General features: G+C 54.9%; 27 protein-coding genes and 1 other RNA gene. 16 read left to right on the forward strand and 12 right to left on the reverse strand.

The annotated features are described in order from the left end of the window. Positions 1–5: 5 nt before the first annotated feature. Both E3E37_RS07790 and rnpB read left to right on the forward strand, forming a co-directional pair. Positions 6–1,616, forward strand: a complete 1,611-nt coding sequence (locus tag E3E37_RS07790; protein WP_167716210.1) for a hypothetical protein — start codon at positions 6–8, stop codon at positions 1,614–1,616. A 40-nt stretch (positions 1,617–1,656) separates the two neighbouring features. Then, an RNA gene (gene rnpB, locus E3E37_RS07795) (RNase P RNA component) lies at positions 1,657–1,978 on the forward strand. Here rnpB and E3E37_RS07800 read toward each other — a convergent pair. Genes E3E37_RS07800 through priL form a run of 3 tightly spaced genes read right to left on the reverse strand, consistent with a single transcriptional unit; the run spans position 1,964 to position 5,059 of the window. Further along, positions 1,964–2,812: a DMT family transporter gene (locus tag E3E37_RS07800; protein WP_371731702.1), complete on the reverse strand. Its 849-nt coding sequence runs from the start codon at positions 2,810–2,812 to the stop codon at positions 1,964–1,966. The genes rnpB and E3E37_RS07800 overlap by 15 nt on opposite strands. Further along, the gene (priS, locus tag E3E37_RS07805; RefSeq protein WP_088865668.1) at positions 2,809–3,849 is read right to left on the reverse strand and encodes a DNA primase catalytic subunit PriS; all 1,041 of its coding nucleotides are present in this window, start codon (positions 3,847–3,849) and stop codon (positions 2,809–2,811) included. The genes E3E37_RS07800 and priS overlap by 4 nt, the downstream gene beginning before the upstream one ends. After that, a complete protein-coding gene (gene priL, locus E3E37_RS07810; RefSeq protein WP_167716212.1) occupies positions 3,842–5,059 on the reverse strand; it encodes a DNA primase large subunit PriL in 1,218 nt (405 codons plus the stop codon). The genes priS and priL overlap by 8 nt, the downstream gene beginning before the upstream one ends. A 277-nt stretch (positions 5,060–5,336) precedes the next feature. Between priL and E3E37_RS07815 the strand changes: the two genes are divergently transcribed. The 3 genes from E3E37_RS07815 to E3E37_RS07825 all read left to right on the forward strand — a co-directional run bounded on the left by E3E37_RS07815 (position 5,337) and on the right by E3E37_RS07825 (position 8,427). Next, complete coding sequence (locus tag E3E37_RS07815; protein WP_088865670.1) at positions 5,337–6,086, forward strand: ATPase domain-containing protein; 750 nt, start codon at positions 5,337–5,339, stop codon at positions 6,084–6,086. Positions 6,087–6,151: 65 nt separating this feature from the next. Further along, positions 6,152–7,318: a hypothetical protein gene (locus E3E37_RS07820; RefSeq protein WP_167716215.1), complete on the forward strand. Its 1,167-nt coding sequence runs from the start codon at positions 6,152–6,154 to the stop codon at positions 7,316–7,318. After that, positions 7,300–8,427, forward strand: a complete 1,128-nt coding sequence (locus tag E3E37_RS07825) for a tripartite tricarboxylate transporter permease (RefSeq protein WP_167716217.1) — start codon at positions 7,300–7,302, stop codon at positions 8,425–8,427. Before E3E37_RS07820 ends, E3E37_RS07825 begins: the two co-directional genes overlap by 19 nt. Positions 8,428–8,435: 8 nt before the next feature. Here E3E37_RS07825 and E3E37_RS07830 read toward each other — a convergent pair whose 3' ends face one another. Beyond that, positions 8,436–8,744, reverse strand: coding sequence for a DUF5748 family protein (locus E3E37_RS07830; protein WP_167716219.1), 309 nt, complete (start codon positions 8,742–8,744; stop codon positions 8,436–8,438). Between the two features lie 70 nt (positions 8,745–8,814). Between E3E37_RS07830 and E3E37_RS07835 the strand changes: the two genes are divergently transcribed. Together E3E37_RS07835 and E3E37_RS07840 are read left to right on the forward strand one after the other, a co-directional pair. Beyond that, positions 8,815–10,005: a class I SAM-dependent rRNA methyltransferase gene (locus E3E37_RS07835; RefSeq protein WP_167716221.1), complete on the forward strand. Its 1,191-nt coding sequence runs from the start codon at positions 8,815–8,817 to the stop codon at positions 10,003–10,005. 142 nt (positions 10,006–10,147) lie between these two features. After that, positions 10,148–10,984: a biotin/lipoate A/B protein ligase family protein gene (locus tag E3E37_RS07840; protein ID WP_167716223.1), complete on the forward strand. Its 837-nt coding sequence runs from the start codon at positions 10,148–10,150 to the stop codon at positions 10,982–10,984. Here E3E37_RS07840 and E3E37_RS07845 read toward each other — a convergent pair. From E3E37_RS07845 to E3E37_RS07855, 3 genes are read right to left on the reverse strand one after another with little or no spacing between them, the layout of a single operon-like run. Then, entirely contained in the window at positions 10,947–11,927 is a 981-nt protein-coding gene (locus E3E37_RS07845; protein WP_167716224.1) for an ATP-NAD kinase family protein, read from the reverse strand. The genes E3E37_RS07840 and E3E37_RS07845 overlap by 38 nt on opposite strands. A gap of 11 nt (positions 11,928–11,938) precedes the next feature. Next, positions 11,939–12,757 carry a dihydrolipoamide acetyltransferase family protein gene (locus E3E37_RS07850; protein WP_167716227.1) on the reverse strand — a complete coding sequence of 273 codons (819 nt, stop codon included), beginning with the start codon at positions 12,755–12,757 and terminating at the stop codon, positions 11,939–11,941. A 4-nt stretch (positions 12,758–12,761) separates the two neighbouring features. Then, positions 12,762–13,007: a biotin/lipoyl-containing protein gene (locus E3E37_RS07855; protein WP_167716229.1), complete on the reverse strand. Its 246-nt coding sequence runs from the start codon at positions 13,005–13,007 to the stop codon at positions 12,762–12,764. Positions 13,008–13,168: 161 nt separating this feature from the next. Between E3E37_RS07855 and E3E37_RS07860 the strand changes: the two genes are divergently transcribed. From E3E37_RS07860 to E3E37_RS07890, 7 genes are all read left to right on the forward strand, one after another. Further along, positions 13,169–14,173 (forward strand): thiamine pyrophosphate-dependent dehydrogenase E1 component subunit alpha, encoded by a 1,005-nt coding sequence (locus E3E37_RS07860; protein WP_167716231.1) that lies wholly within the window; start codon positions 13,169–13,171, stop codon positions 14,171–14,173. Further along, positions 14,161–15,144: an alpha-ketoacid dehydrogenase subunit beta gene (locus E3E37_RS07865; RefSeq protein WP_206204043.1), complete on the forward strand. Its 984-nt coding sequence runs from the start codon at positions 14,161–14,163 to the stop codon at positions 15,142–15,144. Before E3E37_RS07860 ends, E3E37_RS07865 begins: the two co-directional genes overlap by 13 nt. A 24-nt stretch (positions 15,145–15,168) precedes the next feature. Continuing rightward, positions 15,169–15,471: a DUF6506 family protein gene (locus E3E37_RS07870; protein WP_167716233.1), complete on the forward strand. Its 303-nt coding sequence runs from the start codon at positions 15,169–15,171 to the stop codon at positions 15,469–15,471. Then, positions 15,471–15,914, forward strand: coding sequence for an OsmC family protein (locus E3E37_RS07875; protein ID WP_240921936.1), 444 nt, complete (start codon positions 15,471–15,473; stop codon positions 15,912–15,914). Before E3E37_RS07870 ends, E3E37_RS07875 begins: the two co-directional genes overlap by 1 nt. 62 nt (positions 15,915–15,976) lie before the next feature. Next, the gene (locus E3E37_RS07880) at positions 15,977–16,981 is read left to right on the forward strand and encodes a thiamine pyrophosphate-dependent dehydrogenase E1 component subunit alpha (RefSeq protein ID WP_167716235.1); all 1,005 of its coding nucleotides are present in this window, start codon (positions 15,977–15,979) and stop codon (positions 16,979–16,981) included. A gap of 1 nt (position 16,982) precedes the next feature. After that, entirely contained in the window at positions 16,983–17,987 is a 1,005-nt protein-coding gene (locus E3E37_RS07885) for an alpha-ketoacid dehydrogenase subunit beta (protein WP_167716237.1), read from the forward strand. Between the two features lie 8 nt (positions 17,988–17,995). Next, positions 17,996–18,229 carry a lipoyl domain-containing protein gene (locus E3E37_RS07890; protein ID WP_167716239.1) on the forward strand — a complete coding sequence of 78 codons (234 nt, stop codon included), beginning with the start codon at positions 17,996–17,998 and terminating at the stop codon, positions 18,227–18,229. Between the two features lie 4 nt (positions 18,230–18,233). On the opposite strand, the gene E3E37_RS07895 is transcribed toward E3E37_RS07890, so the two are convergent. The 3 genes from E3E37_RS07895 to E3E37_RS07905 all read right to left on the reverse strand — a co-directional run bounded on the left by E3E37_RS07895 (position 18,234) and on the right by E3E37_RS07905 (position 21,625). Next, complete coding sequence (locus E3E37_RS07895; RefSeq protein WP_167716241.1) at positions 18,234–18,977, reverse strand: RlmF-related methyltransferase; 744 nt, start codon at positions 18,975–18,977, stop codon at positions 18,234–18,236. Between the two features lie 29 nt (positions 18,978–19,006). After that, positions 19,007–20,278 carry a serpin family protein gene (locus tag E3E37_RS07900; protein ID WP_167716244.1) on the reverse strand — a complete coding sequence of 424 codons (1,272 nt, stop codon included), beginning with the start codon at positions 20,276–20,278 and terminating at the stop codon, positions 19,007–19,009. An 81-nt stretch (positions 20,279–20,359) separates the two neighbouring features. Further along, a complete protein-coding gene (locus tag E3E37_RS07905) occupies positions 20,360–21,625 on the reverse strand; it encodes a M20 family metallo-hydrolase (RefSeq protein ID WP_206204074.1) in 1,266 nt (421 codons plus the stop codon). Between the two features lie 115 nt (positions 21,626–21,740). Between E3E37_RS07905 and E3E37_RS07910 the strand changes: the two genes are divergently transcribed. Then, positions 21,741–22,556, forward strand: coding sequence for an MBL fold metallo-hydrolase (locus E3E37_RS07910; RefSeq protein ID WP_167716246.1), 816 nt, complete (start codon positions 21,741–21,743; stop codon positions 22,554–22,556). 9 nt (positions 22,557–22,565) lie between these two features. Next, entirely contained in the window at positions 22,566–22,787 is a 222-nt protein-coding gene (locus tag E3E37_RS07915; RefSeq protein ID WP_088865679.1) for a hypothetical protein, read from the forward strand. Positions 22,788–22,804: 17 nt separating this feature from the next. On the opposite strand, the gene glmM is transcribed toward E3E37_RS07915, so the two are convergent. Together glmM and E3E37_RS07925 are read right to left on the reverse strand one after the other, a co-directional pair. Further along, the gene (gene glmM / locus E3E37_RS07920) at positions 22,805–24,169 is read right to left on the reverse strand and encodes a phosphoglucosamine mutase (RefSeq protein WP_167716248.1); all 1,365 of its coding nucleotides are present in this window, start codon (positions 24,167–24,169) and stop codon (positions 22,805–22,807) included. A 13-nt stretch (positions 24,170–24,182) separates the two neighbouring features. Next, entirely contained in the window at positions 24,183–24,593 is a 411-nt protein-coding gene (locus E3E37_RS07925) for a UPF0146 family protein (RefSeq protein WP_167716250.1), read from the reverse strand. Positions 24,594–24,735: the final 142 nt, after the last annotated feature.

Consider the following 24,735-nt stretch of genomic DNA (forward strand, 5'->3'; position numbering starts at 1 on the left):
AACGCATGAGAAAGACTGTAATGGCGTTTATCCTTTTGATGCTGGCCATGACGCTTCTTCCCCCTACCTCGGCCCAGTTCGTAAGTTTCACGACGAACGATGAGATAACCCTGCTTCGCGGCGACTACAGTAGTGGAACGATAATGCTGACGAACGCCGGTGGCTTCAGTTTTAAGGTGGTCAGCTACCAGAAGTTCTGGGTAGAGGATGCGGACGGAAACAAAATTCCGGGCTTCAATCTGACGATCAAGCCAACGATATTCGCCGACTGGACATCCCAGAAAACTTACTCCGTCTCCTACAATATATCCTGTGCCTCTAACGTCTCAGGGGGCACATACACCCTATATCTGCGTTTTCTGGCGTATACTGCCGACAATTCGATGTACATAGTCCACGCCGCGGTTCCGCTCCACATAATCGAAAGTGCCCTGAACTTCGGGGTTGCCGACGCCTATGTGAAGGAGAGACCCGGCTCGACCTATGCTCTCAATGGAGAAACCATAGTGGTTTTTTCCCACGTTGACAACATCGGTCACTCGGACGTCACCGTTAGGGCCTCCGTTTCTCTCTCAGCTGACGGTAGGGTCTACTTCTCCGAGAACAGAACACTGACGATGAAACCCGGGGACAACCTGATACGCTTCGAGGTTCCAGTTGGCTATGACCTTCCGGAGGGAACTTACAGACTTGAGTATCGCATTGAGTACGAGGACGGAAGCTACAGATATTCCCGCGAAATCCCGGTTCGTTTCGGGGTTAAACTCGTTGCTATTTCCCTTCAGTCAGACGTCGTGAAGCTCGGTGAAGAAAACCGCGCCTATCTCACCCTCCTCTCCGAGAGGAACGTTGACCTAAACCTGACCGTGGAGACCTACAGGAACGGAAGCCTTGTCTCGAACACCACGACTCCAGTTACCGTTAGGGGAGGTACGGACGTAATCGAGGCAAACCTTCCAACTAACGTAGCGGGGAACCTAACCTCGGTCATAGAGCTGACCTTTGATGGACGACTCATCGGGAGCGGCAAGGTCTCCTACAAGGTGCAGGCCCCGCCTCTCATCCGCAACGTAACCTACGAAAGGGTCTCCAGTGAGGAGGTTCTGTTTAAGATTGCAATAGAGAACCCCAACTATGAGGAAGTTCAAGGCGAATTCGGATACAGAATCGTTGCAAATGGCAACGTCCTTTACAAGGATTCGCTCCAGAGTGTGCTCCATCCCGGAATCAACGAAGTCTCCCTCAAGTTCCAACTGCCAGTTGGGAAGGTCGTTGAGTACGAGTTTACCCTGAGCGCCATGGGTGAGACCAGCACTTCCAAAGGAGAGCTGTACCTGCAGCCTCCTGCACCTCCCACGACAACCACTACCACCACGACCACCACGGTTTCGAACACCACAACGACCTCATCCGGAACCTCTGGAGGCCTTTGGATGGGTCTCGTTATCATAGTCTTTCTCCTGCTTGTTGCGGGAGCGTTCTACTACACCCGCAAGGGTGAAAGGTCCAAAAGACGCACCAGACCAAAACCAAAGAGGCGTTCGCCCCTTGGGAGATTCAGAAGGCCCAAGAGGCCGGAGTTCAAGGAGAACAAGGAACTCCCCAAGAAGAGGTGAACACCAAACCTTTTTATCCCTCCTTTTCTAACTTTCCTCGGCGAGGGGGTCGGGGGCTCTCGGGGTGCTCCCGAGGAAGTTCCGCCCACCGCACCGGGGCCGCGGTGCCGCAAGGCACCTCCCGAGAGGGAGGGCAACGGCGCAGAAACGACACGTCCCGGCGGATATGGGGATGAAAGCGGCGAAGGGCCCGGCGACGGTGCCCGAGATAACCCGCAGACGACCCGTCGGGGACCGGTGAAACGGCCGTCCCGCGGGGTGCAAGGCCGAGGAAGGGGCGATGAGTTCCCGGTGGGAGCCCCGTGGTAGGCCGCTCAGTCGAATGTCCCCCTGATACAGAAGGCGGGCTATGACCCCCTCGCCTTGACATCCAGCAGGGATGCGAGTAATATCAGGGCCCCTCCAATCGCGGTTCTCATTCCCGGAACTTCTCCAAATATCAGAAAGGCGTATACTATCGCGCTCATCGGGTCCAGGTAGCTCAGCAACGCCGCCTCGTTGACCTCGACCTCCTTCAGCCCGTCCATGTAAAGGAACAGCGCAAGTACCGTGTGAACGGCCACGAGAACGAAAATCGCCCACCAGACAGGTTCCCCGGCACCTGAGGCAATCATGAAAGGAGCGAGTACCAGCGATGCTATGGCGAGCTGAAGGAACGTCAGCGTTTTACCATCGATTCCACGCAGAAATCTGCCGAAGTTCGGTATCAGGGCATAGAAGAAAGCCGCCACAAGGGCGAGCAAGATGCCTATGAAGTCCCTGTCGCCCAGATCAACGTTCTGGCCGCTCATGATGAGGATGAGTCCGGCGAAGGCCGTGCCTATAAGGAGCCAGCTCTTCAGGCTCAGTCTCTCCCCCAGGAAGCGCCATGAGATAACCGTCGCTATTATCGGGGCTAGGTAGTAGACAAGGACTGCGTTCGCTATGGTGGTGTAGTTAAACGCCGTGAACAGGAAGGCCCAGTTTAACCCAAGGGAAATTCCCAGCGCCAGGAGGGGCTTCCATCTGTCCTTCAGGAGAGGGGAAATTGATAGGAGCGATTCCCTATTCCTTGCGAGAATGAGAAGGAGCAGAAGGGCCCCAAGGGATACCCTGTAGAAGGCCACCCCTAGGCCGGACAGGTTCGAAAAGCGTGCGAATATTCCCACGCTGCCCCATATCAGCATCGCCGTGGCTATTTTTATTCTTCCGTTCACAATTCATCCCCATGCCTTTCCAGCCACTCCCCGTAGGCTTCCCTGACCTCTTCCCTTCTGAACCTTGGAACCGCGTCCTTGAATGGGTTAAACCGTTCGAGCTTTCTCTCGTCCTGACCTATGTACGTCGTTATGAGGCCGACTTTGGAATGGAGGCTCGACGGGAGGCGGAGGATTCTTTTAACATCTACGGTAACCCTTCCGTCAAAGTATGCCTTTGAGAACGTGCTCGAAAGAGCAAACAACTTCGTCAGGGTTTTATATCCTATTCCCTGGGGAAACGCGGTGAGGAGTCCTTTCCTCACGAAGCCCTCGTAAATTTCTTCCCTGTTCTCAAGGAGTTTCTCAATCTGTCCCTTTCTTAGCCCTATGTTGAGGAGGTGGCTCTCGTTTATCCGCCTTATGAAATACCCAAACCTCAGACGAAAAACCCTGTAATAGCCGGAGGAGAGCATAATCCTTCTGCTCATTATGTCGTCAAAGCTAACCTCCTCCGCCGCACTGATGTACGCCAGCACCTTTTCCCTGGCCTTTCCATCGAGGGCCAGAGCCCATTCATCCAGAACGCGGATGTGGTAGCCCCTTCCGGAGTATATCACGTGGACGTCCTCGAAGCCGAAGTCCTCCTTGAGAACAACCAGCGTGTCCCTCGCCAGCTCCTTGGCGTCTTCGAGACAGAGCGGGCACACCTGCCCGTGCTCGTGGATATGGGAACACCTTCTGAGCGGGAGGTCCTTCGCGTCTATGTCAAAGACCAGCTCCGCTCCCAGCCAGCCGCTCATACCCTTAGGTTCCTCGTAGAGTGCGACGCTGGAGTATATCGCGTAGGGCGCCGTTGCCCGTATGTAGTCCCCAAGGTCTTGGATGTCCATGAAGACATTCTTCCTGTCGCTCGGCCCCTCCCCCGTGTGGTCGAAGCCGAACTCCCTGTTCTCCAGGGTCTTGACGATGAAGTCGGGGAGTTTCCCAGGGTTCCATTCCCGTGAGTAGTAGAGCTTCCGCTCCTTCGGCGTGGCCTCCCTGAACAGTTCAGCCATTCTCCTCACCGCCCTCGGCGCTTTCATCTCCACCGGCTTTCCCTCTGTTTTCAAGGTAGAGGCGCCTCAGATAGTACGTGAGAGGGTTCTTTATGTTCCTGCAGTGCCTGTCGGGCCTGCAGAGCTGGGGGGCGTTTGCCCGTATCTTGGAGCAGTTCGGCGGGAAGTACCACGTGGAGTTCCCGCTGTCCTCAAGGGTTGGCTTGTCGGTTAAACCGAAGCCGAGGTGGTACCAGATGTTCTTAACCTCGTGTGGCTGGTCTTCGAACAGCGGCGGACTGCAGCGGTTGCCGGCCTCTATGATGACCGGAAGTATCTCCTTCTCAACGATGCTCAGGTCACTCACGCAGTCCCTTATTCTGACGTCCCTCCTGGGCGGGTTGGGGCACAGTCTCGCGTAACTCAGAAAGCTCGTGAGGAGAACCGTTATCGCATAGTTCCTGAGTCCAGCCGGGACCCCGCCGAGAGCGATTTTGACGCACGGCGGGAACAGGTCGAAGCGCAGGGGTTGCGCCTCCGCCGAGCCCATCCTTTCGAGCCTTTCCTTGAAGTGCTCCCTTGCAATCTCTCCGAGTCTCTCGTAGAGCCTGAGGTAGTACTCCGGAAGCTCATCCCGCACCTCGTAGAGCAGGTTCACAGCCCGTTCAAAGTTCCTCTCAAAGGACCTCTCCCAGAGCCTCAACCCCTGTTCCTCCGTGAGGTAGGCGTATCCCTTTCTGATGTACACCTCCTTGAGGCTCCCGTCCCACAGTTCGAGCAGTTTTCCCAGGGGTATCTTATACTTCAGTCTTAGCCTCTCCCTCTCCACTGGCGGGAGTTCTTGGTGGTGGGTTCTCTCAAGTATGGTTCTGTCCCTGATGGGTATCTCGTTTCTACTCACGCTCTCCAGGGCAATCGATGTTCCCTCTATTCTCCCTGCCCTTCTGAGTCTCTCGGAGTATATCCTTGCGTTGCTTTCTTTCACGAGTTCCATTTCTATGCCGTAGGGTGAGAACGCGAGAGCACCCAGGAGGGCGTAGAACGTCAGCAGATCCTGAACGTCTCCAAGTTTGAGAATCTCCTCAGGGATCTCGCCAGATTTAATCCATGATACCCTCTCTATGGCCTGGTCTATTCCCACGTATGAGGGAATGATTGAGAGCAGTTCGTTTATTCCACCGAACTCCTCCCTGACGAGCCGCTTGGCTTCATCTCCAAAGGGATCGAGCATGACTTCACCTCTTACTGATAGTCGGGGTGGGGACATAAAACGGTTTCCATGGTGGTTGGTGATCTTGTACCTTGCTTGGCTGAATTCTTCAAAAACCCTCTGGAGGGTCATTTGTGGCGTTTGCTGTCCCAAATAGCGTGAACTCCCGAACAATCCCCGTGATATATTCATTTAAACGTGAGTGGCCACTCGCACCCCAAAAGTTTTATATCTCTTTGGTTCCAGATGTTATATTAGACAAAAGAGAGAGTTCGTAAAGATTTCACGGGTGATTTGGATGGTCATGAAATACACTGTCAAAAGAGTGAAAAGCGGTATCCCTGGTTTTGACGATTTAATCGAAGGCGGTTTTCCCGCGGGGACGACAGTCTTGGTTACAGGACCAACAGGAAGCGGTAAGACTACTTTTGGGGTTCAGTTCGTCTACAAAGGGGCCTCTGAGTATAATGAACCCGGAGTCATAGTCACCCTTGAGGAGAGGGCACAGGACCTTAGAAGGGAGATGCTGGCCTTCGGATGGGACCTTGAAAAGTACGAGAGGGAGAGGATGATAGCCATAGTGGATGGCGTTAGCGCCGTGGTCGGGCTACCCTCTGAGGAGCAGTACGTCCTTGAGGGCAACCTCAACGCCGAGGACTTTCTCCGCTACATATACCGCGTCGTCAAGGCGATAAACGCCAAGAGGCTGGTTATAGACTCGATTCCCTCCATAGCCTTCAGACTTCAGGAAGAAAGCAAGATAAGGGAAGTTCTTCTCCAGCTCAACACAATACTCCTTGAGATGGGTGTCACGTCCATACTAACCACTGAGGCTCCCGATCCCAGTAGGGGTAGAATAAGCCGCTACGGAATGGAGGAGTACATAGCAAGGGGCGTTGTCCTTCTGGACTTCGTTGAGAAGGAGGTTGAGCTGAAGCGCTACCTCCTAATCAGGAAGATGCGCGAGACCAAGCACTCCATGAAGAAGTACCCCTTCGAGATAAACGAGGAGGGCATCGTGGTCTACCCGAGCGGCGAGGTTTACTGATCTTCTTCTTTCTCCCCTACCCTCAATAGGGTAAGATTTTTAAGGTTCCGTTATTACTATTAAACATGGTGACAAATAAAAGATTGGTAGTTGTTCTCTTGATTGGCTCGGTAGTGGTTCTGCTGGTAATGGCCCACCTAGGAGCCACAACCGAGAATCTCGACGAGTTCACAGGGGTCTGCGTGTATTCCTCGGATTCATTCTCGCTCCTGAGCGACGGACGGAGCACGGTGGGTGTATATGCATCCCTTCAGGTTGGAAAGGTTTACCGGGCGGTGGGGAGAATGTACAACACGACATCCGGAGCAAAACTCAGAAACGCTCGGATAGAGCCGGCCGAACCGGGCTTTCCCATGTCCACCGTGGAGGGTGCCTACTGGCCATCATCCGGGTTTTACCTGCTGACGCCGGAGAGGGTGAGGCTTGCAACCGCTCTCCCCGTGGAAAAGAGGATAACTGTAAGGGTCAGGGGCATCTGGTACCGGAATATGTTCTATCCCCTGGAGTACAGGGTTCTGGGCTTTCCCAGGGAACCCAGCGATGGAATGCCCTGGGTCGTTGAGGGGGCTGTGATTTACAGCGGTTCGAGAACCGTGCTCTGGAACGGGAGTGAGGAGATAGTTCTTTACCTTCCGTATGGAACGCATCTCGAAGCCGGACAGCTTGTGAGGGTGGTTGGGGTAGTCAGGTTCTACTCAAAGCTCTCCCTCATCGTTGATTCAGCCGAGGACGTTGTTGTAAAGGGCCACGCTAGAAGGGTTCCGGTTTCGGAGGCATCCATCGGGGACATCGCAACGGGAAACTGCACTGTAGTAAGAGCTGGCAGCTCCCTAAAGCTGGACTGCACCGAATTGAAACTCACCAACTTTCGGGCGAGAGCTGGTGACGTGATTCACTTTGAGGCCGTCAGGAGGAAGTCTTCCCTCTACTGCCTGAAGTGTGACGTCATAAAGCCCAGGGAAAAACTGCCGAACGAAATATGTGCCTTTTCCGAGGGAGCATTCGCCAGGGTCAATGGGGCAGTGACTTGGGTGAGGATTTACAGGAACGGCTTTGGGCTGGCGAACCTCACAAACGGCAACTGCTGGGTTCTCCTAAAGCTGAGAAAGTCCCTCAACGTTTCTCTGAGCCCAAACCAGACGGTCACCGCCTACGGGTTCTTCACAACCTATAGAGACATGCCCGCCTTTGAGATTCAATCGGGTGGTGATGTTTGCTCGGGGAACTGCTGAGCGGAATCCTCGCAGGGACTTTCAGCGGTATATTCCCCGGAATCCACGTGAACACGCTGGGCGCTTTCCTGGCAATGGAAGGAGTAAGCGGGAACCTGTTGCTCTTTTCGATGGGCCTGACGCACACCTTCCTCGACGTCGTTCCCTCTGCATTCTTCGGCGTTCCAGATGAGGGGACAGCCCTTGGCATACTTCCGGCACACAGGCTCGTCCTCCGCGGAAGGGCCATGGAGGTCATCAGAATAGCGCTGTGGGCGAGCTTTCTGGCGGTTCTCATGGTGATTCTTCTCTCCCCCATCTATCCAGTGCTGGCCGGTGCTTACACTCCAGGAACCGGAAGGGCAGTCGTATGCTTACTGGCCCTCCTCTTAATCCTCACGGAGAAGGGTTTGAAGAAACTCTATGCAGCGCTGGTGTTCTTCCTCGCGGGAATCCTTGGAGTCCTCACTTTTCGGCTCCCTTTGGATCAGCCGTACTATCACCTCTTCACGGGGCTCTTTGGTCTGCCCGTGCTTTTAATGGCTTTCGTTGAAGGGACCTCAAACATTTCGAAGGAGGATGGAGAGATCAGGATGAACCCAAAACGTTTCCTGGGCTTCTCCTTCCTAGGGACCCTTCTGGGGATGATAGCTTCGCTGGTTCCAGCGTTTACCGCTTCCCAGGCGGCCCTCATAGGTTCCTTTCTTTCCCGTGACGAGCGCTCGTTCCTTGTGGTGGTCTTTTCCGTCAACACCGCCAATTTCCTGTTCTCCTTCATGAACTTTCTGGAAACCGGGAGGATAAGAAACGGCATCGTGGCTTTGATGGAATCGGACCCCAGGGGTTTCCTCCCGTACTACGCCCTGGCGGCCCTGTTCGTTTCCCTCCTCGTTCTTAGCTACGGTGAACTGCTGGCGGCCACTATACTCGGTGCACTGAACCGTGTACCCTACAGGTTCCTGAACGGTGCGGTTGTGGCCATCCTTGTACTCCTGTCCCTGTATTTTGACGGCTTCCTAGGACTCCTCGTCCTCACGGGGGGAGCGATGATAGGACTGCTCGCTGTGGCCTTAGGAGTCAAAAGAACGAACTGCATGGGAGTGCTGATGCTCCAAATAATAATCGGATAAGAAGAGAATCAGGGGGATTTCTCCTTCAGAATCCTCTGGAGCTCGCTGTAGTCCGTCACTATCCTCTTGCCGTCCAGCGTCGTGAAGTACGCCTTCTTGACTCGAATCTTCTTCGTGCTTACGTACTTCTTCTCGGGCGGATCGTAAGAACCGGGCTCCACGACCTCGTCTTCAATCGTGTACATGCCGAGGTCTGGCTGGCCCACGTATTTCCAGACCTCGTAGAAGACCTCCGGCTCCAGGTGGATTTCGCCGTCAATCTCTATCCAGTCCGCCCCTATTTCCTCGAGAAACTCTTTCACTACCTCGAAGTGCATAGAATCACCGGCATAATATAGGACGCTAAGGGTTATATACCTATCGCCGAACTTCAACCGGTGGTGAGAGATGGCAAAGGTGGTAGTTGACGCTCAGGCGGCGAGAGCCATAGGAAAGGGCGCGATGATAGTCTTCAAGAAGGGCGTCGTGAGAACGGAGGGTGAGTTCGAGCCTGGAGATATAGTTGAGGTCTATACCCGCGGGGGCAAGTTCCTTGGAAAGGGCTTTGTGAACCCGAACTCCAACATCATGATCAGGCTAGTCACCAAGGACCGCGAGACGGAGATAAACAAGGAGCTCTTTCGCGAGAGGATTAGGAAGGCCAACGAGTACCGCAAGAAGGTTCTCGGCTACGATAAGGCCTACCGCATGGTCTACGGCGAGGCCGACTACCTTCCTGGCCTCATAGTTGACCGCTTCAACGAGATAGCATCACTCCAGATATCGAGCGTCGGGATGGAGAGGTTCAAGCTCGACGTTGCCGAGGCCATAATGGAGGCCGAGCCAGAGATAGAGACCGTCTTCGAGAAGAACACCGGGCGCTCAAGGAGGAGGGAGGGCCTACCCGAGATAGAGCGCGTCCTCCTCGGCAAGGAGAAGTATCGCACAATAATCGAGGAAGGAAAGGCCAAGTTCATCGTTGACATGCGCGGACAGAAGACGGGCTTCTTCCTCGACCAGAGGGAGAACAGGATAGCCCTTGAGAAGTACGTCAGGCCGGGAATGAGGGTTCTTGATGTTTTCACATACACAGGTGGCTTCGCCATTCACGCCGCCGTCGCCGGGGCGGAAGAGGTCGTGGCCGTTGACAAGTCTCCCTGGGCAATCAACATGGTGAAGGAGAACGCCAAGCTCAACGGCGTTGAGGACAGGATGAGGTACACCGTCGGCTCCGCCTTCCCGGTTATGGAGGAGATGATAAAGCGCGGCGAGAAGTTTGACATCGTCATCCTCGATCCCCCCGCCTTCGTCCAGCACGAGAAGGACCTAAAGCGGGGCCTTCGCGCCTACTTCAACGTGAACTACGCCGGCTTACAGCTCGTCAAAGAGGGTGGGATACTCGTGACCGCCTCCTGCTCCCAGCACGTGGACATGCAGGCCTTCAAGGACATGGTTATTGCAGCAGCGGCCAAGGCCGGGAAGTTCCTTAAGATGCTTGAGCCCTACAGGACTCAGGCGCCGGACCACCCGATACTCATGGCCTCGAAGGACACGGAGTACCTCAAGGCGCTCTTCCTCTACGTGGAGGATATGAAATAGCCGCTCAGTCCGTGGGCGTCTCAGCATGTACGCCGGCTCAGAGGAGGTGCTTTCTCCTCATTGCGGCCATTAAAAATTGGGGGCTCACCATTAAGGCTTTTTCCACCCCCAACTTTATAGCGTCCATTGAGAATTATCTATCATGGCTCTCAGAGTCGTCATGTTCGATAGCTGTGACCCTGAATTTGACCTGGCCTTTGAGGAGGCCCTGGCCAGGTTACGTGCAAAGGACATGATTCCGGACACCCTCCGTCTCTGGAGGACTTCACGTTCTGTCGTTTTGGGATACTTCAGAAGTGCCGAGGAGGACGTCGATCTTGACCTTGCCGGTAGGAAAGGCGTTCCGATAATCAGACGCTTTACGGGCGGGGGTACGGTGTACCTTGACAGGGGTTGCGTGAACTATTCCGTTGTCATTAAGAAGGACGTTGAGTTCCCGGTATCGTATCTCTACGGCACCATCCTCCGGGGTACACTTGCCGCACTTGAATCCCTAGGCTTCTCTCCATACCTGAGGAACGCGAATGACGTTGTCGTGGGCGGAAGAAAGGTTTCAGGAACCGCTGCAAGCATCAGATGGGGGGTTCTCTTCCTGCATGGTTCCATTCTGTTTGATGCCGATTTAGGAATGCTCCGGGGCCTGCTCAGGGTTCCGGAGAGACTCAAGCCCTCCGTTGACCCCGTGAAGTATCTCGTGGCAAACCTCTCCGAGTTCACTGATAGCATTGATGCAGGAGACGTCATGGACGCTTTAGTACGCGGATATTCTGAGGTACTTTCAGAGAAATTTTACATGGATGAGCCGATGGAAGAGGAGCTTAACGCCGCTGAGATTCTCCACGGGTTCAAGTACTCCCGCGATGAGTGGAACCTCCGGCTTCCCTCTTATCACCTAAGAAGTATTGAGGAGGGCATAGAGAAAGAACTAAGGAGCTGGGTTTCTAACCCTCAAAGAAGCCCCTCTCCGCCGCGAGTCTGAGGGTTTTTCGGTAGTCTATAACCCTTGGACCTCTCCTCGTGAGCTTGGCGGTTATTTTGCCGCTCATCTCAACCTCTCTCTCACCATCAAGGGCAAAGAGGGTGGGACTAGTGTGTATCGCGACTTCTTCCTCAATGGCTATTTCTCTGACCCCCCCGATATGAACCCGTTTGAAAACGCCCGGCGCTATTGGGGCCTTAACTGGTCTGCCGTCTCCTATCTCCAGGTACAAGCCGAAATCGTCCTCTTCTCTCACCTCCTTCAGAACTCCTGCGATGGAACTGAGACCTATGTTGGAGGGGGAGCATCTGGTAACAACGAGTTCCCTGAGATACTCCGGCTTCCACACGGCCTTTGAGCCGACAAAGGAATGGGTCGTTGCGGCCGCATCTATGAGGGCTATATCCCTCAGCTTGCCGTTTTCAAAGAGCTCTATCCTCTTCGTCCTGTAGGTTCCTTCATCCGGCGCTACAACCCCGGTCGCTATCGCTGCCACAGCTTCCCCTGCTATCGTGGCCTCAATCATGTACGGAAAAACGTTGTTGGTTCCGGTGGAGATGGGCATTATTGGAGTATCACCGCAGGCCTTCGCCACTATCCTGTTGGTTCCGTCGCCGCCTATTACCACTATGGCCGAGGCTTCCTCTCTGAGGATTTCGGTCGCTTTGTATGTGTCGCGCCAGTCCCCAAATATCTTCATGTCAATCAGATCGACTTCGATGTTGAGGTGTTCCTCAACGGCTCGCTTTGCTCCCGGAATTATTCCGAAGGTTTCGGGCATTCCGATTACTCTCTTTACGCCCAGTTCCTGGAGTATCAGGAGGAGCCTCTCGACTATGCTGACCTTCTCCATGTTGTCGAAGACGCTGGCGTGGGCGACCAGTCGCCGTATATCCCTTCCGGACTCTGGGTTGGCTATTATCCCAACGACGCCCCTCTTCATTTTTCAGCCCTTCACAGGCCTCCGAATACTTCTTCGGGGTTTTCCAGGTAATGCTTTACCCGCCCCAGGAACCTTGCGGCGGGAGCTCCGTCTATAGCTCTGTGGTCAAAGCTCAGGGACAGGGTCATGATCATGGCCGGTTTTATCTCCCCGTCTTTCACAACAGGCCTTTCGGCTATTCTGTTTAGGCCTAGAATCGCCACCTGAGGTGGGTTTATTATCGGGGTGAACGAGTCGACCCCTAACATCCCTAGGTTAGTGACCGTAAATGTTCCCCCAATGAAGTCCTTTTCCTTCAGAAGACCTTTTTTTGTTCTCTCCATGAGATTAAAGTACTCATCAAGAAGTTCCTCAAGGCTTTTCTCATCAACGTTTCTGATCACGGGGGTTATCAGTCCTACAGGGCTGTCAATGGCCAGGTTTATGTTTATATCCTTGTAAATCGTTATCTTATCCCCTTCAATAACTGCGTTCATATCTATAAAGTCTCTGATTGCCATTGCTATGCACTTCAGCATGAGTACCGTGTAGGACGGCTTTCTCCCGAGCTTTCCGGTCAGTTCTTTCCTCACGTCAATGAGCCGATCCATTTCAACATCCATGTTGATGGTGACGTGAACTGCTTCTCGATAGCTCTCAGAAAGCCTTTCAGCTATCACTTTTCTTATCCCAATGAGTTTGACCTCCCGCAGAACCTTTGGGTAGAAGTGCTCCTTGATGTATCTCTCGAGGTCTTCTATCGTCACCTCGCCATCCGGTCCTGAGCCTTCAAGCTTCGAGAGGTCTATTTCGTACTGCTCCGCTATCAGCCTGACCTCTTCGTCCGTCATGCGATCACTCTTCCGCCTCTATTATTGCTATGACCTCCCCAACGGGCACTTCCGCACCAACGTCGTGGAGTATCTCGGCCAGACGGCCGTCTTCCGGTGCCTCTATTTCACCGGTTAGCTTCTCGGACTGAACTATCGCGATGACCTCCCCTTTTCTGACATGATCCCCTGCTTTCTTTTTCCATTCCACTATCTCCCCCTTCTTCATGGTCATCCCGAGTTTTGGCATTATCACTTTTACTTTCTTCATGCTATTGCCTCCCAACTTCACAAATTACAAGGGCAATAACTGGATTAACCTATATAATACTTGCGAAATACGTATATAGGGGTTTTTTCATTAGTATAGTGTTCGAATCTCTTCTTAAAAATAACCTGATGAGTAATCTAAGTTTTGGGAGAGGAGATGCCATGCCAGTTGAGGAAATACCAAAGGAAACCCTGCTGTGGATGTATGAAACTATGGTGAGGATTAGAGTGCATGAAGAAAGAGTTGCAGAGCTCTTTGCCCAGGGCAAGATACCCGGCTTCGTACATCTATACGTCGGGGAAGAGGCCGTCGCCGTTGGTGTGATGGCCAATCTCCGGAGGGAGGACTTCATAACGAGCACCCACAGGGGGCACGGCCACTACATAGCCAAGGGAGGGGATATCAAGGCCTCTATGGCCGAGCTATTCGGAAAGAAGACCGGAAGCGGAAAGGGAAAGGGCGGTTCAATGCACATAGCCGACCTTGACGTCGGTGAGCTGGGAGCCAACGGCATAGTTGGGGGTGGCATTCCCCACGCGGTCGGTGCGGGCCTGGGCATAAAGCTCAACGGCCTCGATAACGTCGCCGTTGCCTTCTTCGGTGACGGTGCCTCGAACCAGCAGAACTTCCATGAGGGGATAAACCTCGCGGCCATCTGGAAGCTGCCCGTTGTATTCGTCTGTGAGAACAACCAGTACCAGATATCCCTCTCCTACGAGAAACAGCAGACGATAAAGAGCGTGGCCGAGAGGGCCAAAGCCTATGGAATTCCCGGTGTGAGTGTTGACGGGCAGGATGTTCTGGCAGTCTATGAGGTGGCTAAGGAAGCCATCGAACGCGCCAGAAGGGGTGAGGGGCCAACCCTGATAGAAGCCAAGACCTACAGGTTCAGGGGACATTTTGAGGGCGACCCACAGGTCTACAGGTCAAAGGAGGAAATCGAATGGTGGAAGGAGAACAAAGACCCGATAAAGCTCTTCGAGGAAAAACTCCTGGCCAAGGGGATAACCACAAGGGAAGAGCTCGATGCAATCTGGGAGAAGGCTCGGAAGGAGATTGAGGAGGCTGTAAAGTTTGCAGAGGAAAGCCCATGGCCGTCGGGGGAGGAACTCCTTGAGGATGTCTTCTCCACGCCCACCAAGGGGGTGCTCGTATGGCAGTGGTGAGGGAGATAACCTTCGCTCAGGCACTCAACGAGGCGCTGGACTACGAAATGGGGAAGAATGAAAAGGTCGTCGTAATGGGCGAAGACGTCGGACTCTATGGAGGGATATACAGGGTTACCGCTGGACTTTACGAGAAGTACGGGCCGGAGAGGGTCAGGGATACACCGATAGCGGAGAGTGGCTTCATAGGTACTGCAGTTGGGGCTGCGGCTACTGGACTGCTGAGACCCGTTGTGGAGCTTATGTTCATAGACTTCCTTGGAGTCGCCTACGACCAGATATACAACCAAGCCGCAAAGATGAGGTACATGTTCGGCGGGAAAGCGAGGATACCACTGGTTCTCAGAACAACTTGTGGAGCCGGCTTTTCGGCCGCCGCACAGCACTCCCAGTCGCTTCATGCACTCTTCATCCACGTGCCGGGTCTTAAAGTTGTCATGCCCTCCACCCCCTATGACGCCAAAGGACTGCTGATCTCGGCGATAGAGGATGACGACCCGGTTGTTTTCATAGAGCACAAGGGACTTTACGCGGTTAAGGGTCCTGTTCCGGAGGAGCCTTATTCCATACCACTTGGAGAGGCAGACGTGAAGAGGGAAGGAAAGGACGCGACAATAGTTGCAACGGCAGCTATGGTTCACAGGGCCCTAGAAGTGGCGGAGAAGCTCGCGGAAGAGGGTATAAGTGTCGAGGTTGTTGATCCGAGGTCGCTCGTGCCCTTGGACACCGAGACGATCCTGAACTCCATAAAGAAGACCGGAAGGCTGGTAGTCGTTGACGAGGGCTATCCAAGGGCGAGCTTTGCCACCGACATAGCTGCACTCGCCGCCAGCAGGGCCTTTGAGCACCTAAAAGCTCCGATTAAGATAATAACGCCCCCAGCAACCCCTGTGCCCTTCAGCCCGGCCCTTGAAAACGAGTGGATACCATGCACGGAGAGAATAGAGAGCGCAGTCAGGGAGGTTATCTGACCTCTCATTTTTGGAGGTGAAAACATGCTTAAGGCCGCCTTCATGTTCGTCACACCTGAAGCGAATCCGGGGGAGCACAAAGCCGTCATCCGGACTCCAATGGTGGAGCTTCACGTTGTCGGTGTCAAAAACTACGATGAGGCCTGCGAAGTCGCGAAAAAGCTCGTGGAAGATGGGATTGCCGCGATAGAGCTGTGTGGGGGCTTCGGTCACCTCGGTGTGGCCAGGGTCGTTGAGGCCGTTGGAGGAAAGGTTCCCGTGGGAGCCGTGAGGTTCGACATCCATCCCGGTCTGGAGGGAAAGAGCGGAGACAGTATCTTCGGGTGATGGCCTTGGATGAGTGGACGTTCTACGTAACCGGGAAGTCCCTATCTGACACGAAGCTGCTCGCGAAGGTCAGGGAGTTCGATGTCATCGTTGATGAGCCGGCAGAGATAGGTGGAACGGATGAGGGCCCAAATCCCGTTGAATACCTCCTCGTGGCATTGGCTGGCTGTCTGAACGTCACCATCAGGGGGGTCGCGGGGGAGAAGGGGATACCCGTGAAGGCCCTTGATCTGGCCATCACCGGAAAACTGGATCCCGCGAAGTTTCAGGGCATCTCGAAAGAGGGACGTGCGGGCTTCACCGAGGTGACGGTCTCGGTTTATCTGGAGGCTGATGCCCCTAAGGAGAAAATCGAGGAACTTTTGAGGGAAGTGGAGGAGCGCTGTCCGGTCACTGACAACCTGAAAAACGCAACTCCCCTGCGTATAGTGCTGAAGGAGTGAGACTTTCTTTTTTTGCTGATTGAATCACTCCAGTCAAACAAACGGAAAAGGCAGGTGGGAGAATGGAAGTTGAGGAAATACCAAAGGAAACCCTGCTGGAGATATACGGGGCGATGCATAAGATTAGAACGTACGAGGAGACCCTGGCCAAGTGGTACTATGAGGGAAAGAGTCCGCGCTTCGACATATCTGCCGGCCCGATTCCGGGAGAGCTTCATCTCTCCTCGGGACAGGAGTCCGCTGCGGTTGGTGTCTGCATACACCTGAAGGATGAGGACGCTGTTATAGGAACCCACAGGGCCCACCACTTTGCAATAGCCAAGGGTGTTGACCTGAAGAGAATGACTGCTGAGATATTCGGCAAGGCTACCGGTCTCTCCGGAGGCAAGGGCGGACACATGCACCTATTTGATGCCGCCAAAAACTTCAGCTGCAGTGGTATAGTCGGTGCGAGCTTTCCCCAGGCCGTTGGAGTTGGCATCGCTGCCAAACTGAAGGGCGAGGACTACGTGGCAGTTGCCGTTGGCGGTGACGGAGCGGCCAATCAGGGGACTTTCCACGAGGCCCTCAACCTCGCGGCGGTCTGGAAGCTGCCGGTTATATTCCTGATAGAGGACAACGGCTGGGCTATCTCGGTTCCAAAGGACAAATCAACCGCCGTGGCAAAGAACAGCGAAAGGGCCAAGGCCTACGGCATCCCTGGGGTTAGTGTCGACGGTGCCGACGTTATAGCCGTCTATGAAGTCGCCAAGGAGGCCGTTGAGAGAGCCAGACGCGGGGAGGGGCCGAGCCTCATAGAGGTTAGAACCTACAGGCTCAGAGGGCACTTCGAAGGGGATCCCCAGCTATACCGTCCAAAGGAGGACTTCGAACTGGCGAAGGAGAAAGATCCCCTGGCCAACTTCAGGAAACTGCTCCTTGAGAAGGGAATCGCCACTGAGGAGGAACTGGCGAGAATCGAGGAGCAGAACGAGAAGGAAGTTCAGGAAGCCATAGACTTCGCCCTTAACAGCCCGTATCCCGAACCAGAAGAGGCCCTAAGGGGCGTTTTTGCAGGGGGTGAGTGAGATGGCGAGAAAGCTCCCCATGTACAAGGCGATAGCGGAGGCAATAGCTCAGGAGATGGAGCGTGACGAGAACGTCTTCGTTATGGGTGAGGACATAGGAGCCTACGGCGGAATCTTTGGGGCCACAAACGGTCTACTTGAGAAGTTCGGCCCCGAAAGGGTCAGAGACACTCCCATAAGCGAGTCGGCTTTCATAGGCGCCGCCCTTGGAGCCGCATCGAAGGGTATGAGGCCGATAGTCGAGCTGATGTTCGTGGACTTCTTCGGCGTGGCGATGGACCAGATATACAACCACATCGCCAAGGCGCACTACATGTCCGGCGGGCAGGTCAGGATGCCCATAGTTATAACGACCGCTATCGGCGGGGGCTACAGCGACGCGGCCCAGCACTCCCAGTGCCTCTACGGTCTGTTTGCCCACGTCCCGGGACTCAAGATAGTCATCCCTTCCAACTCCTACGACGCCAAAGGGCTGATGATATCCTCTATAAGGGACGATAACCCCGTCATGTACTTCTTCCACAAGGGGCTGATGGGACTCGGATGGATGCCCTCCCCGGACGAAGCCGCGGTTGAAGTGCCCGAAGAGCCCTACACCGTCCCCCTAGGGGAGGCGAAAATCGTGAGGGAAGGTGACGACGTTACGATAGCAACTGTATCAAGAACAGTCTATGAGGCCCTGTGGGCCGCGGAAGAGCTTGAGAAGAGCGGAATAAGTGCGGAGGTCATTGACCTGAGGACCCTCGTTCCCCTCGATAGGGAGACCCTCATAAACTCTGTCAGGAAAACTGGGAGGCTTCTCGTCGTGGATGAGGACTACATGAGCTACGGAATGAGTGGTGAGATAATAACCACCGTCGTCGAAAGGATAGGAAACGAGCTCAAGGCCCTTCCGAGAAGGATAGCCTATCCGGACGTTCCTGTTCCCTACAGCAGGGTACTGGAGAGGTTTGTCCTGCCCGACAGGGAGAAGATAGTGGGGACAGTGAAGGACATGGTCGGGTGAGCGGCAGAATGGAGGTAGAGGTCAAGGTACCCCGGACGACGAAGGAGGATAAAACCGGCGTCCTGCTGAGCTGGTACAAGAACGACGGCGATTCCGTCGAAGAGGGCGAGGAGATAGCGGAAGTCATGATAGAGAAGGTCACCATGCACGTTAAGGCCCCGGCGAGAGGGAAGCTTAAGATTCTGGTTAAGGAGAATGAGGAGGTGGCGCAGGGGCAGGTCATAGGGCTCATCGTGACCTGACCTTTCATTTTTTCAGTATCAAACTGTGCCTCCACCTTGTCCCCACCTTAAAGCGTACGTCCCTGACGGAGTAGCCCAGTTCCTTTCCCTTCTCTTCCACGGCCTCTATCAGCGGCCCCTTGTCGGGAAGGAAGAGGGCCACCCTTCCGCCCGGCTTTAAATAGTCCAGCGCCTCCTCGATGAGCCTAACTGAAAAGCCCTCGCCGTGTTTTCCCCCACCGACGCCTTCAAGCTCGGTCAGAACGCCCTTCGTCGGCTCCTCGTAGTAGGGAGGGGCAGAAAAGATCACGTCGAAAAACTCTCCCTCCGGGATCACACCTCGAATTATCCCGCTGTTGCTCCTGATGAGCTTAACTCCAGCTCTGTTCCTCTCGATGTTCTTCCTCGCGTACTCAAAGAACTCCCCGTCGAGCTCCGTCGCGGTGACGTCGCAGTTGAAGAGCTTCGCCGCCATGAGTGCCATCATTGCAGTGTGTCCGGTTCCAATCTCCAGAACCCTCTCGCCTCCCCTGAGAAAGGTCTTGAGAAAGATGTAACGCGAAACCGGAGTAGTCACCAGCCCGTGCGGGTGGTACTCTATGTCCAGCCCAAAAACGGCCTTCGCTATCGCTCTGTTGTAGAGTATCCTCGCTTCCCTGTTCGAGAAGTCGAGCCTGCCGCGTTCATCAAGGTATCGCTCAAGCTCGGGGAAGAGCTTAACGGCTTCCCTCACGGGCAGTCCGAGCTTTCCGTCCTTCCATGTGGGCATGAAAAGGGTTGGGTGAGGGGCTTAAAAGTTCAACCCCTCGGGTCTTCGAGCCTCCCGAGGAAGAGTACCAGCCCGCTCTCCCTGTCCACTATGAGGAACAGGAAGGGATGGTCTGCCCTGAAGACCTTGTACTCCTGCCCCTCTTCCCGGACAGAAACGACAGTGAACGTCACTGCCGTCGCGGCCGCCGCCTCGGTGCCGTTCTCGGCGACGCTGATGAAGGTCTTGTGGCGGATGTCGCTGATTGCAATTGGCTTTTCTGAGATGCCCGAGAAGTTCGCGTTGTCTGTGAACGCGCTCCTAATGCCCATCTCCCTGAGGACGTCGCTTAGCGGGTAGCTTTCCCTGAACTCGAATTTGGGAATAGCGACGCTGACGTTCTCGGGGTGCAGTTTCTCAAGGAGGTTTCCGATAAAGGCCGGGCTTAAGCTCCTCTCCACCCCGCTCAGCCCATCCATTTTTCTGGGCAGAATTATCACCATGGAGAAGCTGGAGTCCTCGTAGGGCATCTCAAGAACCTGCACTTCCTCGGTTTCCGTGTAGTTGAACTCTCCAAGCTGGTGCATCATGGGCACGGTGATTTTTTCTCCGGAGGGGAGCGTGAATCTCTCGTTCCGTGTGTCCTCCGGTCTGAACCTGCTCGACCAGTTGGCCCTGAAATAGACCGCGTTCGTTATTACCAGCCTCGTCAGGGGGTCGAGGTTGCCCACTATGTTCTCAATCTTTCCGTTGGTTTCCTCTCTCACCCATTCGTTGATGATCCTCTCCGCACTCTCTGGGTCGTTCTGGAAGTCGAGTTCCCTTGCCTCTCCAAGGTAGTACCTACGGATAACATCAACGTAGTCCTTCCTAACGGGATAGCCTCTCTGAACCCAGAGGGCGTTTGCCACGGTGAGTTTTATGCCCCCCAGCCTCTCCATGTTGAGCAGGAGTGTCCTGAAGGCCTCCCTCCGTTTGGAATCGTTCGCCGGCAGATGGAGGACCAGGCCCATTTCCTTCGCGGTTTCTCCTCTGGCCCCTTCATATGCCATCGCCAGCGCCGTGAAAACGCTGAATGGGGATATGAGGACGTTTCCCTTCTCCCCTGAGAGCTTCAGATACAGTTCGGTGCCAAAGAGGTTGCTGGCGCTGACGACGTTCATGGCCTCATCAGTCTGAACCGGGTTCAAAACGTCGCTGTTCGTTGGATGCGAGGTTTCGGCAGGGGAACTCTCCGGAGCGGTTGGGGTTCCCTTTCCCCCGGCTATGCACCCCGAGGTGATTACCATTATGACGATAAGGACCGATACGAAACGCCTCATGAAGTTCACCACGATTACTTTCGGCGGGAGAATATAAACGTCTGTCGTTCGATTCAAACGGATTTGAAACAAAAGGGGGGATTAGAGAAGGGCTAAAGCCGCCATGACCTTCGCGTCATTGACCATGTTCTTTATCCAGGCGTACTCGTTGGGCTGGTGGGCGGTCTCGTCGAGCGTCGCCCAGACAACCGCCGGGATTCCGAGCTTCCTGAAGTAGGCCGCGAAGGTTCCGCCCCCTATTCCGCCGACCTTCGCCTCCTTTCCGCGAAGCCTCCTGATGGCCTCCTTGAGCAGGAGAACTATCTCGCTGTTCGGGTCCGTCGGCTCTGGAGCGTCCATACGCTGAAGAACCTCGAATTCAATCTCCGGCAGGACTTTTCCATTGAACTCCTTCCTGTACTTCTCCTTGATCTCCTCGGCAAGCCTCTCGGCGTCTTTCAGGATATCGTCTATGCTGTACCTCGGCAGAATCCTGCAGTCAAAGACGACCTCGTGCTCGCCGGGCGCTATGTTCGGGCTGTCGGCCGGGTTTTTGACCATCGTCGGCTCGAAGGTGCTCTCCGGCGGGTCGAAGAGTTCGTCCCTCTCACCGTACTTCTCGTGGAGCACTCTGTCGAGGTGGTAGGCGAAGTCCAGAGCCACACGGTGGGCGTTTAAACCCTTGTCCGGCATGCTGGCGTGAACCTGCCTACCCCTGACCTTCACCCTGAGCCAGAGGATGCTCTTCTCAGCCACCTCAATGAAGGTTCCGTCTTCGTTTCCCCCGTCCGGGACTAAAACCAGGTCGTCCTTCCTGAACAGCTCCGGGTGTTCTTTCATCAGCCACTCGACGCCGTACTTGCTCCCGGTCTCTTCATCGCTGACGAAGGCGAGGATTACCGTCCTCTTCGGCCTTATCCCGAGGTTCATCATAGCTTTTACCGCGTAAAGTGAAGCCACGAGACTCTGTCCGTTGTCCTCGCTTCCGCGCCCGTAGACCTTTCCGTCCTTGACGACCGGCTTAAACGGCTCCGTGACCGTCCACTTGCTTAAATCTCCGGGCGGTACAACGTCGATGTGGGTGAGTATCCAGAGCCTCGGACTTTCTTCGCCCTTCTCACCGTAGTAGTACGCTAAAATGCTCGGCCTGACACCGTTCTTGGCCCTCTCGTCCGGCGCGTTGTAGACCTCAACTTTGTCGAAGGGCCAGTCCTTTATTATCTCAAGCAGCTTCTGGGCCTTGTCGTATTCGCCCTCGTAGCCGTAGTCAGGGCTTATGGCCGGGATTTTAATCAGTTCGACGAGCGTCTCGACCATCTCGTCCTGGAGGTTCTCGATTTCCTTCGAGATTCTTTCGAGATTCGACATCACAACCACCATAGATTTTATTGGTGGGCATCTTAAACGGTTTTTGCATCCCAAATGCCTTATATACCCTCACTGTGATACCCCTACGTCTGCAAAAGAAACCGGGGGTGTATTGGTGATTGAGATAACCTTCCTAGGCAGCGGCGGCGGCAGGTTCATAACCATAACGCAGTTCCGCTCCACCGGTGGCTTTCACATACGCGCCAGCAGGAACATCTACGTTGACCCCGGTCCGGGTGCGCTGGTTCGCTCCTGGCGCTACAAGCTCGACCCCAGAAAGCTCGATGCCATATTCGTCTCACACAGGCACGTTGACCACTGCAACGACGTCGAAGTTTTGATCGAGGCCATGACGGGTGGTGCACTCAAGAAGCGCGGCATGCTCATCGCATCAAAGAGCGTCGTCTACGGCGATGAGACCCACACTCCCGCAGTCAGCAAGTACCACATGGATGTCCTTGAGAGCATCCACATTCCCGAACCAGGGAGCAAGATAGCAATCGGGGAGGAGGAGTTCGTAATAACCCCAACGGTTCACTCCGATCCGACCACCATAGGGTTTCGCATGAAGACCCGCTACGGGGATATATCGTACATCCCCGACACGGCCTACTTCGATGAACTCCTGGAGTGGCACGACGGTTCGAGGCTGATAATCGCGGCCGTAACGAGGCCCAGGGATATGGGCATTCCCTATCATCTGAGCACAGACGACGTCGTTATGATGCTCAAGAACATGGAGCATAAACCCGATGCCCTAGTGATGAGCCACATCGGAATGAAGATGCACTTCGCGAACCCCTACAAGGAGGCTAAATACATCGAGACGGTAACGGGAGTGAAGACCTACGTGGCCAAGGAGGGCTTCAAGGTCATGGTGGAAAAGAACGAGATAGCTGTCAGGACGCTTAGGCCCGCAAGATTCGTCTGAGGTGGTTTCATGGGCAGAGGGGTTCTCGCCTTCATCCTGACTTTTTCCTTTATCTTCAACGTTTTTCTTGGAAAATCCGGTCTGTCGCTCGGTCTTCTCGTTCCCCTGCTCGTTTACTGGTTCTATCTAACCGTAACCGGACGGAGGCCCGAACTCCCGATTCTTCTCAGGGATTTTGGGCTGATTTTCCTCATCGGAACGGCCGGCTGGCTTCTAGGGGTTGCGGTCTAAAAGTGGAAAATGGCGGCTCAGCCCTTCTTCATGACTTCTTCAACGGCCTTTTTGACCGTTCCGTAGGCCAGCTCGAAGAGCTCGTCGCGTCTCTTCTCACTGGGAGCTTCAACAACAACGCGAATCTTCGGCTCCGTCCCGCTCGGCCTCACGAGAACCCACGAGCCGTCCTTCAGGTTGAAGCGGAAGCCGGAAATCGTCAGAACTTCCCGGGTCTCGCTTCCCAGCTTCTCCTCAAGGGCCCTGTACGCTCTCTCCATTACCGCCCCCTTGAACTCGTCCGGGCAGGGGACGTTCTTCTTCGTCAGGTGGAACTCGGGGATGTTCTCCTTCACTATCTCCGAGAGGGACTTGCCTTCCTCGTCGATGAGTCTGAGCAGGAGCCCCATCGTCACGAAGCTGTCTATCCAGGGCCCGAACTTCGGGTGGACAAGCTTCCAGGGCTCGGCGGCGAAGATGGCCCTGTATTTCTTTATTCCGTCGTGGGGCTGGCCGAGGGGAATCCTCACCACCCTTCCGCCGGCCTTCTCGACGACGTAGTCTATCCTCGAGCCCGTGTCTATCGAAACGACAACCGTTCCGCCCCCGTGTTCCTCGGTATAGAGCTTGGCGAAGAGCGCTATGACGGTGTCCTCGTTGAGGTAGTTGCCCCTCTCATCGAAGACCGCTATCCTGTCCGCGTCGCCGTCCTGCGCTATGGCAATATCAACGCCCAGCTCCCTCACGAGCTCTCCGAGGTAGGCTATGTTCTCGTAGCGAGGCTCGGGCTTCCTTCCCGGGAAGTGGCCGTCCACGTGGGCGTTCACGCTTATGACCTTCGCCCCCATCTCGCGCAGGAGGTAAGGAGCCAGAACGCTCCCGGCACCGTTGGCGCCGTCGTAGAGGACCTTTAAGCCCGTCTCGTGGTTCACGAAGTCGAGAACAGCCCCGATGTAGTCATCTATGACATCGAGGGACTTCACCGTCTTTATCTCGTTCCATTTGGCCTTCCTGAAGTTTCCGGAGAAGACGAGCTCCTCCAGCTCCCCCTCCTGCTCGACGTAGAACTCGGTTCCATCGCCGTTGAAGACCTTTATCCCGTTGTCGATCGGCGGGTTGTGGCTGGCCGTTATCATAACCCCGCCGTCGCCGTGCTCTCTCGTCGCCCAGGCCAGGGCTGGCGTCGGGATTAAATCCGCGTCGAGAACCTCCTTCCCGGTCGAGAGGAGCCCCGCGATGAGGGCGTTCTTGAGCATCACGCTTGAAGTTCTCCCGTCCCTCGCGACCACGATGCTCTCTCCCTCGATGTAAGTCCCCATTGCCTTTCCTACGTCCATCGCGAGCTCGGGAGTGACCTTTTCCCAGAGGGTGCCCCTAATTCCAGCGGTACCGAAGAGCCTCATGTCACCACCGGAACTATTTGGTGCGGGGGTTATAAACGTATATCGCCAGTCCGCGGTGGTTAACCAGCCTCATCCCCCTGGGCATGCTATCCCCCGTCAGCGGAAGGATGTAAACTGGAACGCCCAGCTTCCGTCCCAGTTCGAGGATGGGCTGCACTATCTCGGGCGTTGGCCTGACTGAGTAGAGCGCGCGGGCGTTTCTGTAAAGTTCGAGCCTCGGGCTGAATAGGTCGTCTCGCACCGCCTCTACGCCCAGCTCCCTTGCCCGTTCAACAGACTCGGGGTTCCAGTCGATGGCCAGAACGTCGTAGCCCAGGCTTTTCAGTTTGAGCGCGACCTTGAACTGGAAGCCTATGCCCAGTTCGACTATCTTTCCCCTTGGAACCTCCCTGGCCAGAAACTCGGCGAAGTCCTCGAGTGGCATGGGAGAAAATGGGGAAAGGGGGTTTAAAAAGCTTCAGAATATTGCCTTTCCGTTTTTCTTTTCGAAGGTGTGGGCTTTCCGCATGTCGAAGACGACGTCGACTTCTTGACCTTCCCTGACTTTTGATTCCGACCTGAATGCT

The sequence above is a fragment of the Thermococcus sp. ES12 genome, assembly GCF_012027515.1.
In the GTDB taxonomy this organism is placed as follows: Archaea; Methanobacteriota_B; Thermococci; order Thermococcales; family Thermococcaceae; genus Thermococcus; species Thermococcus barossii.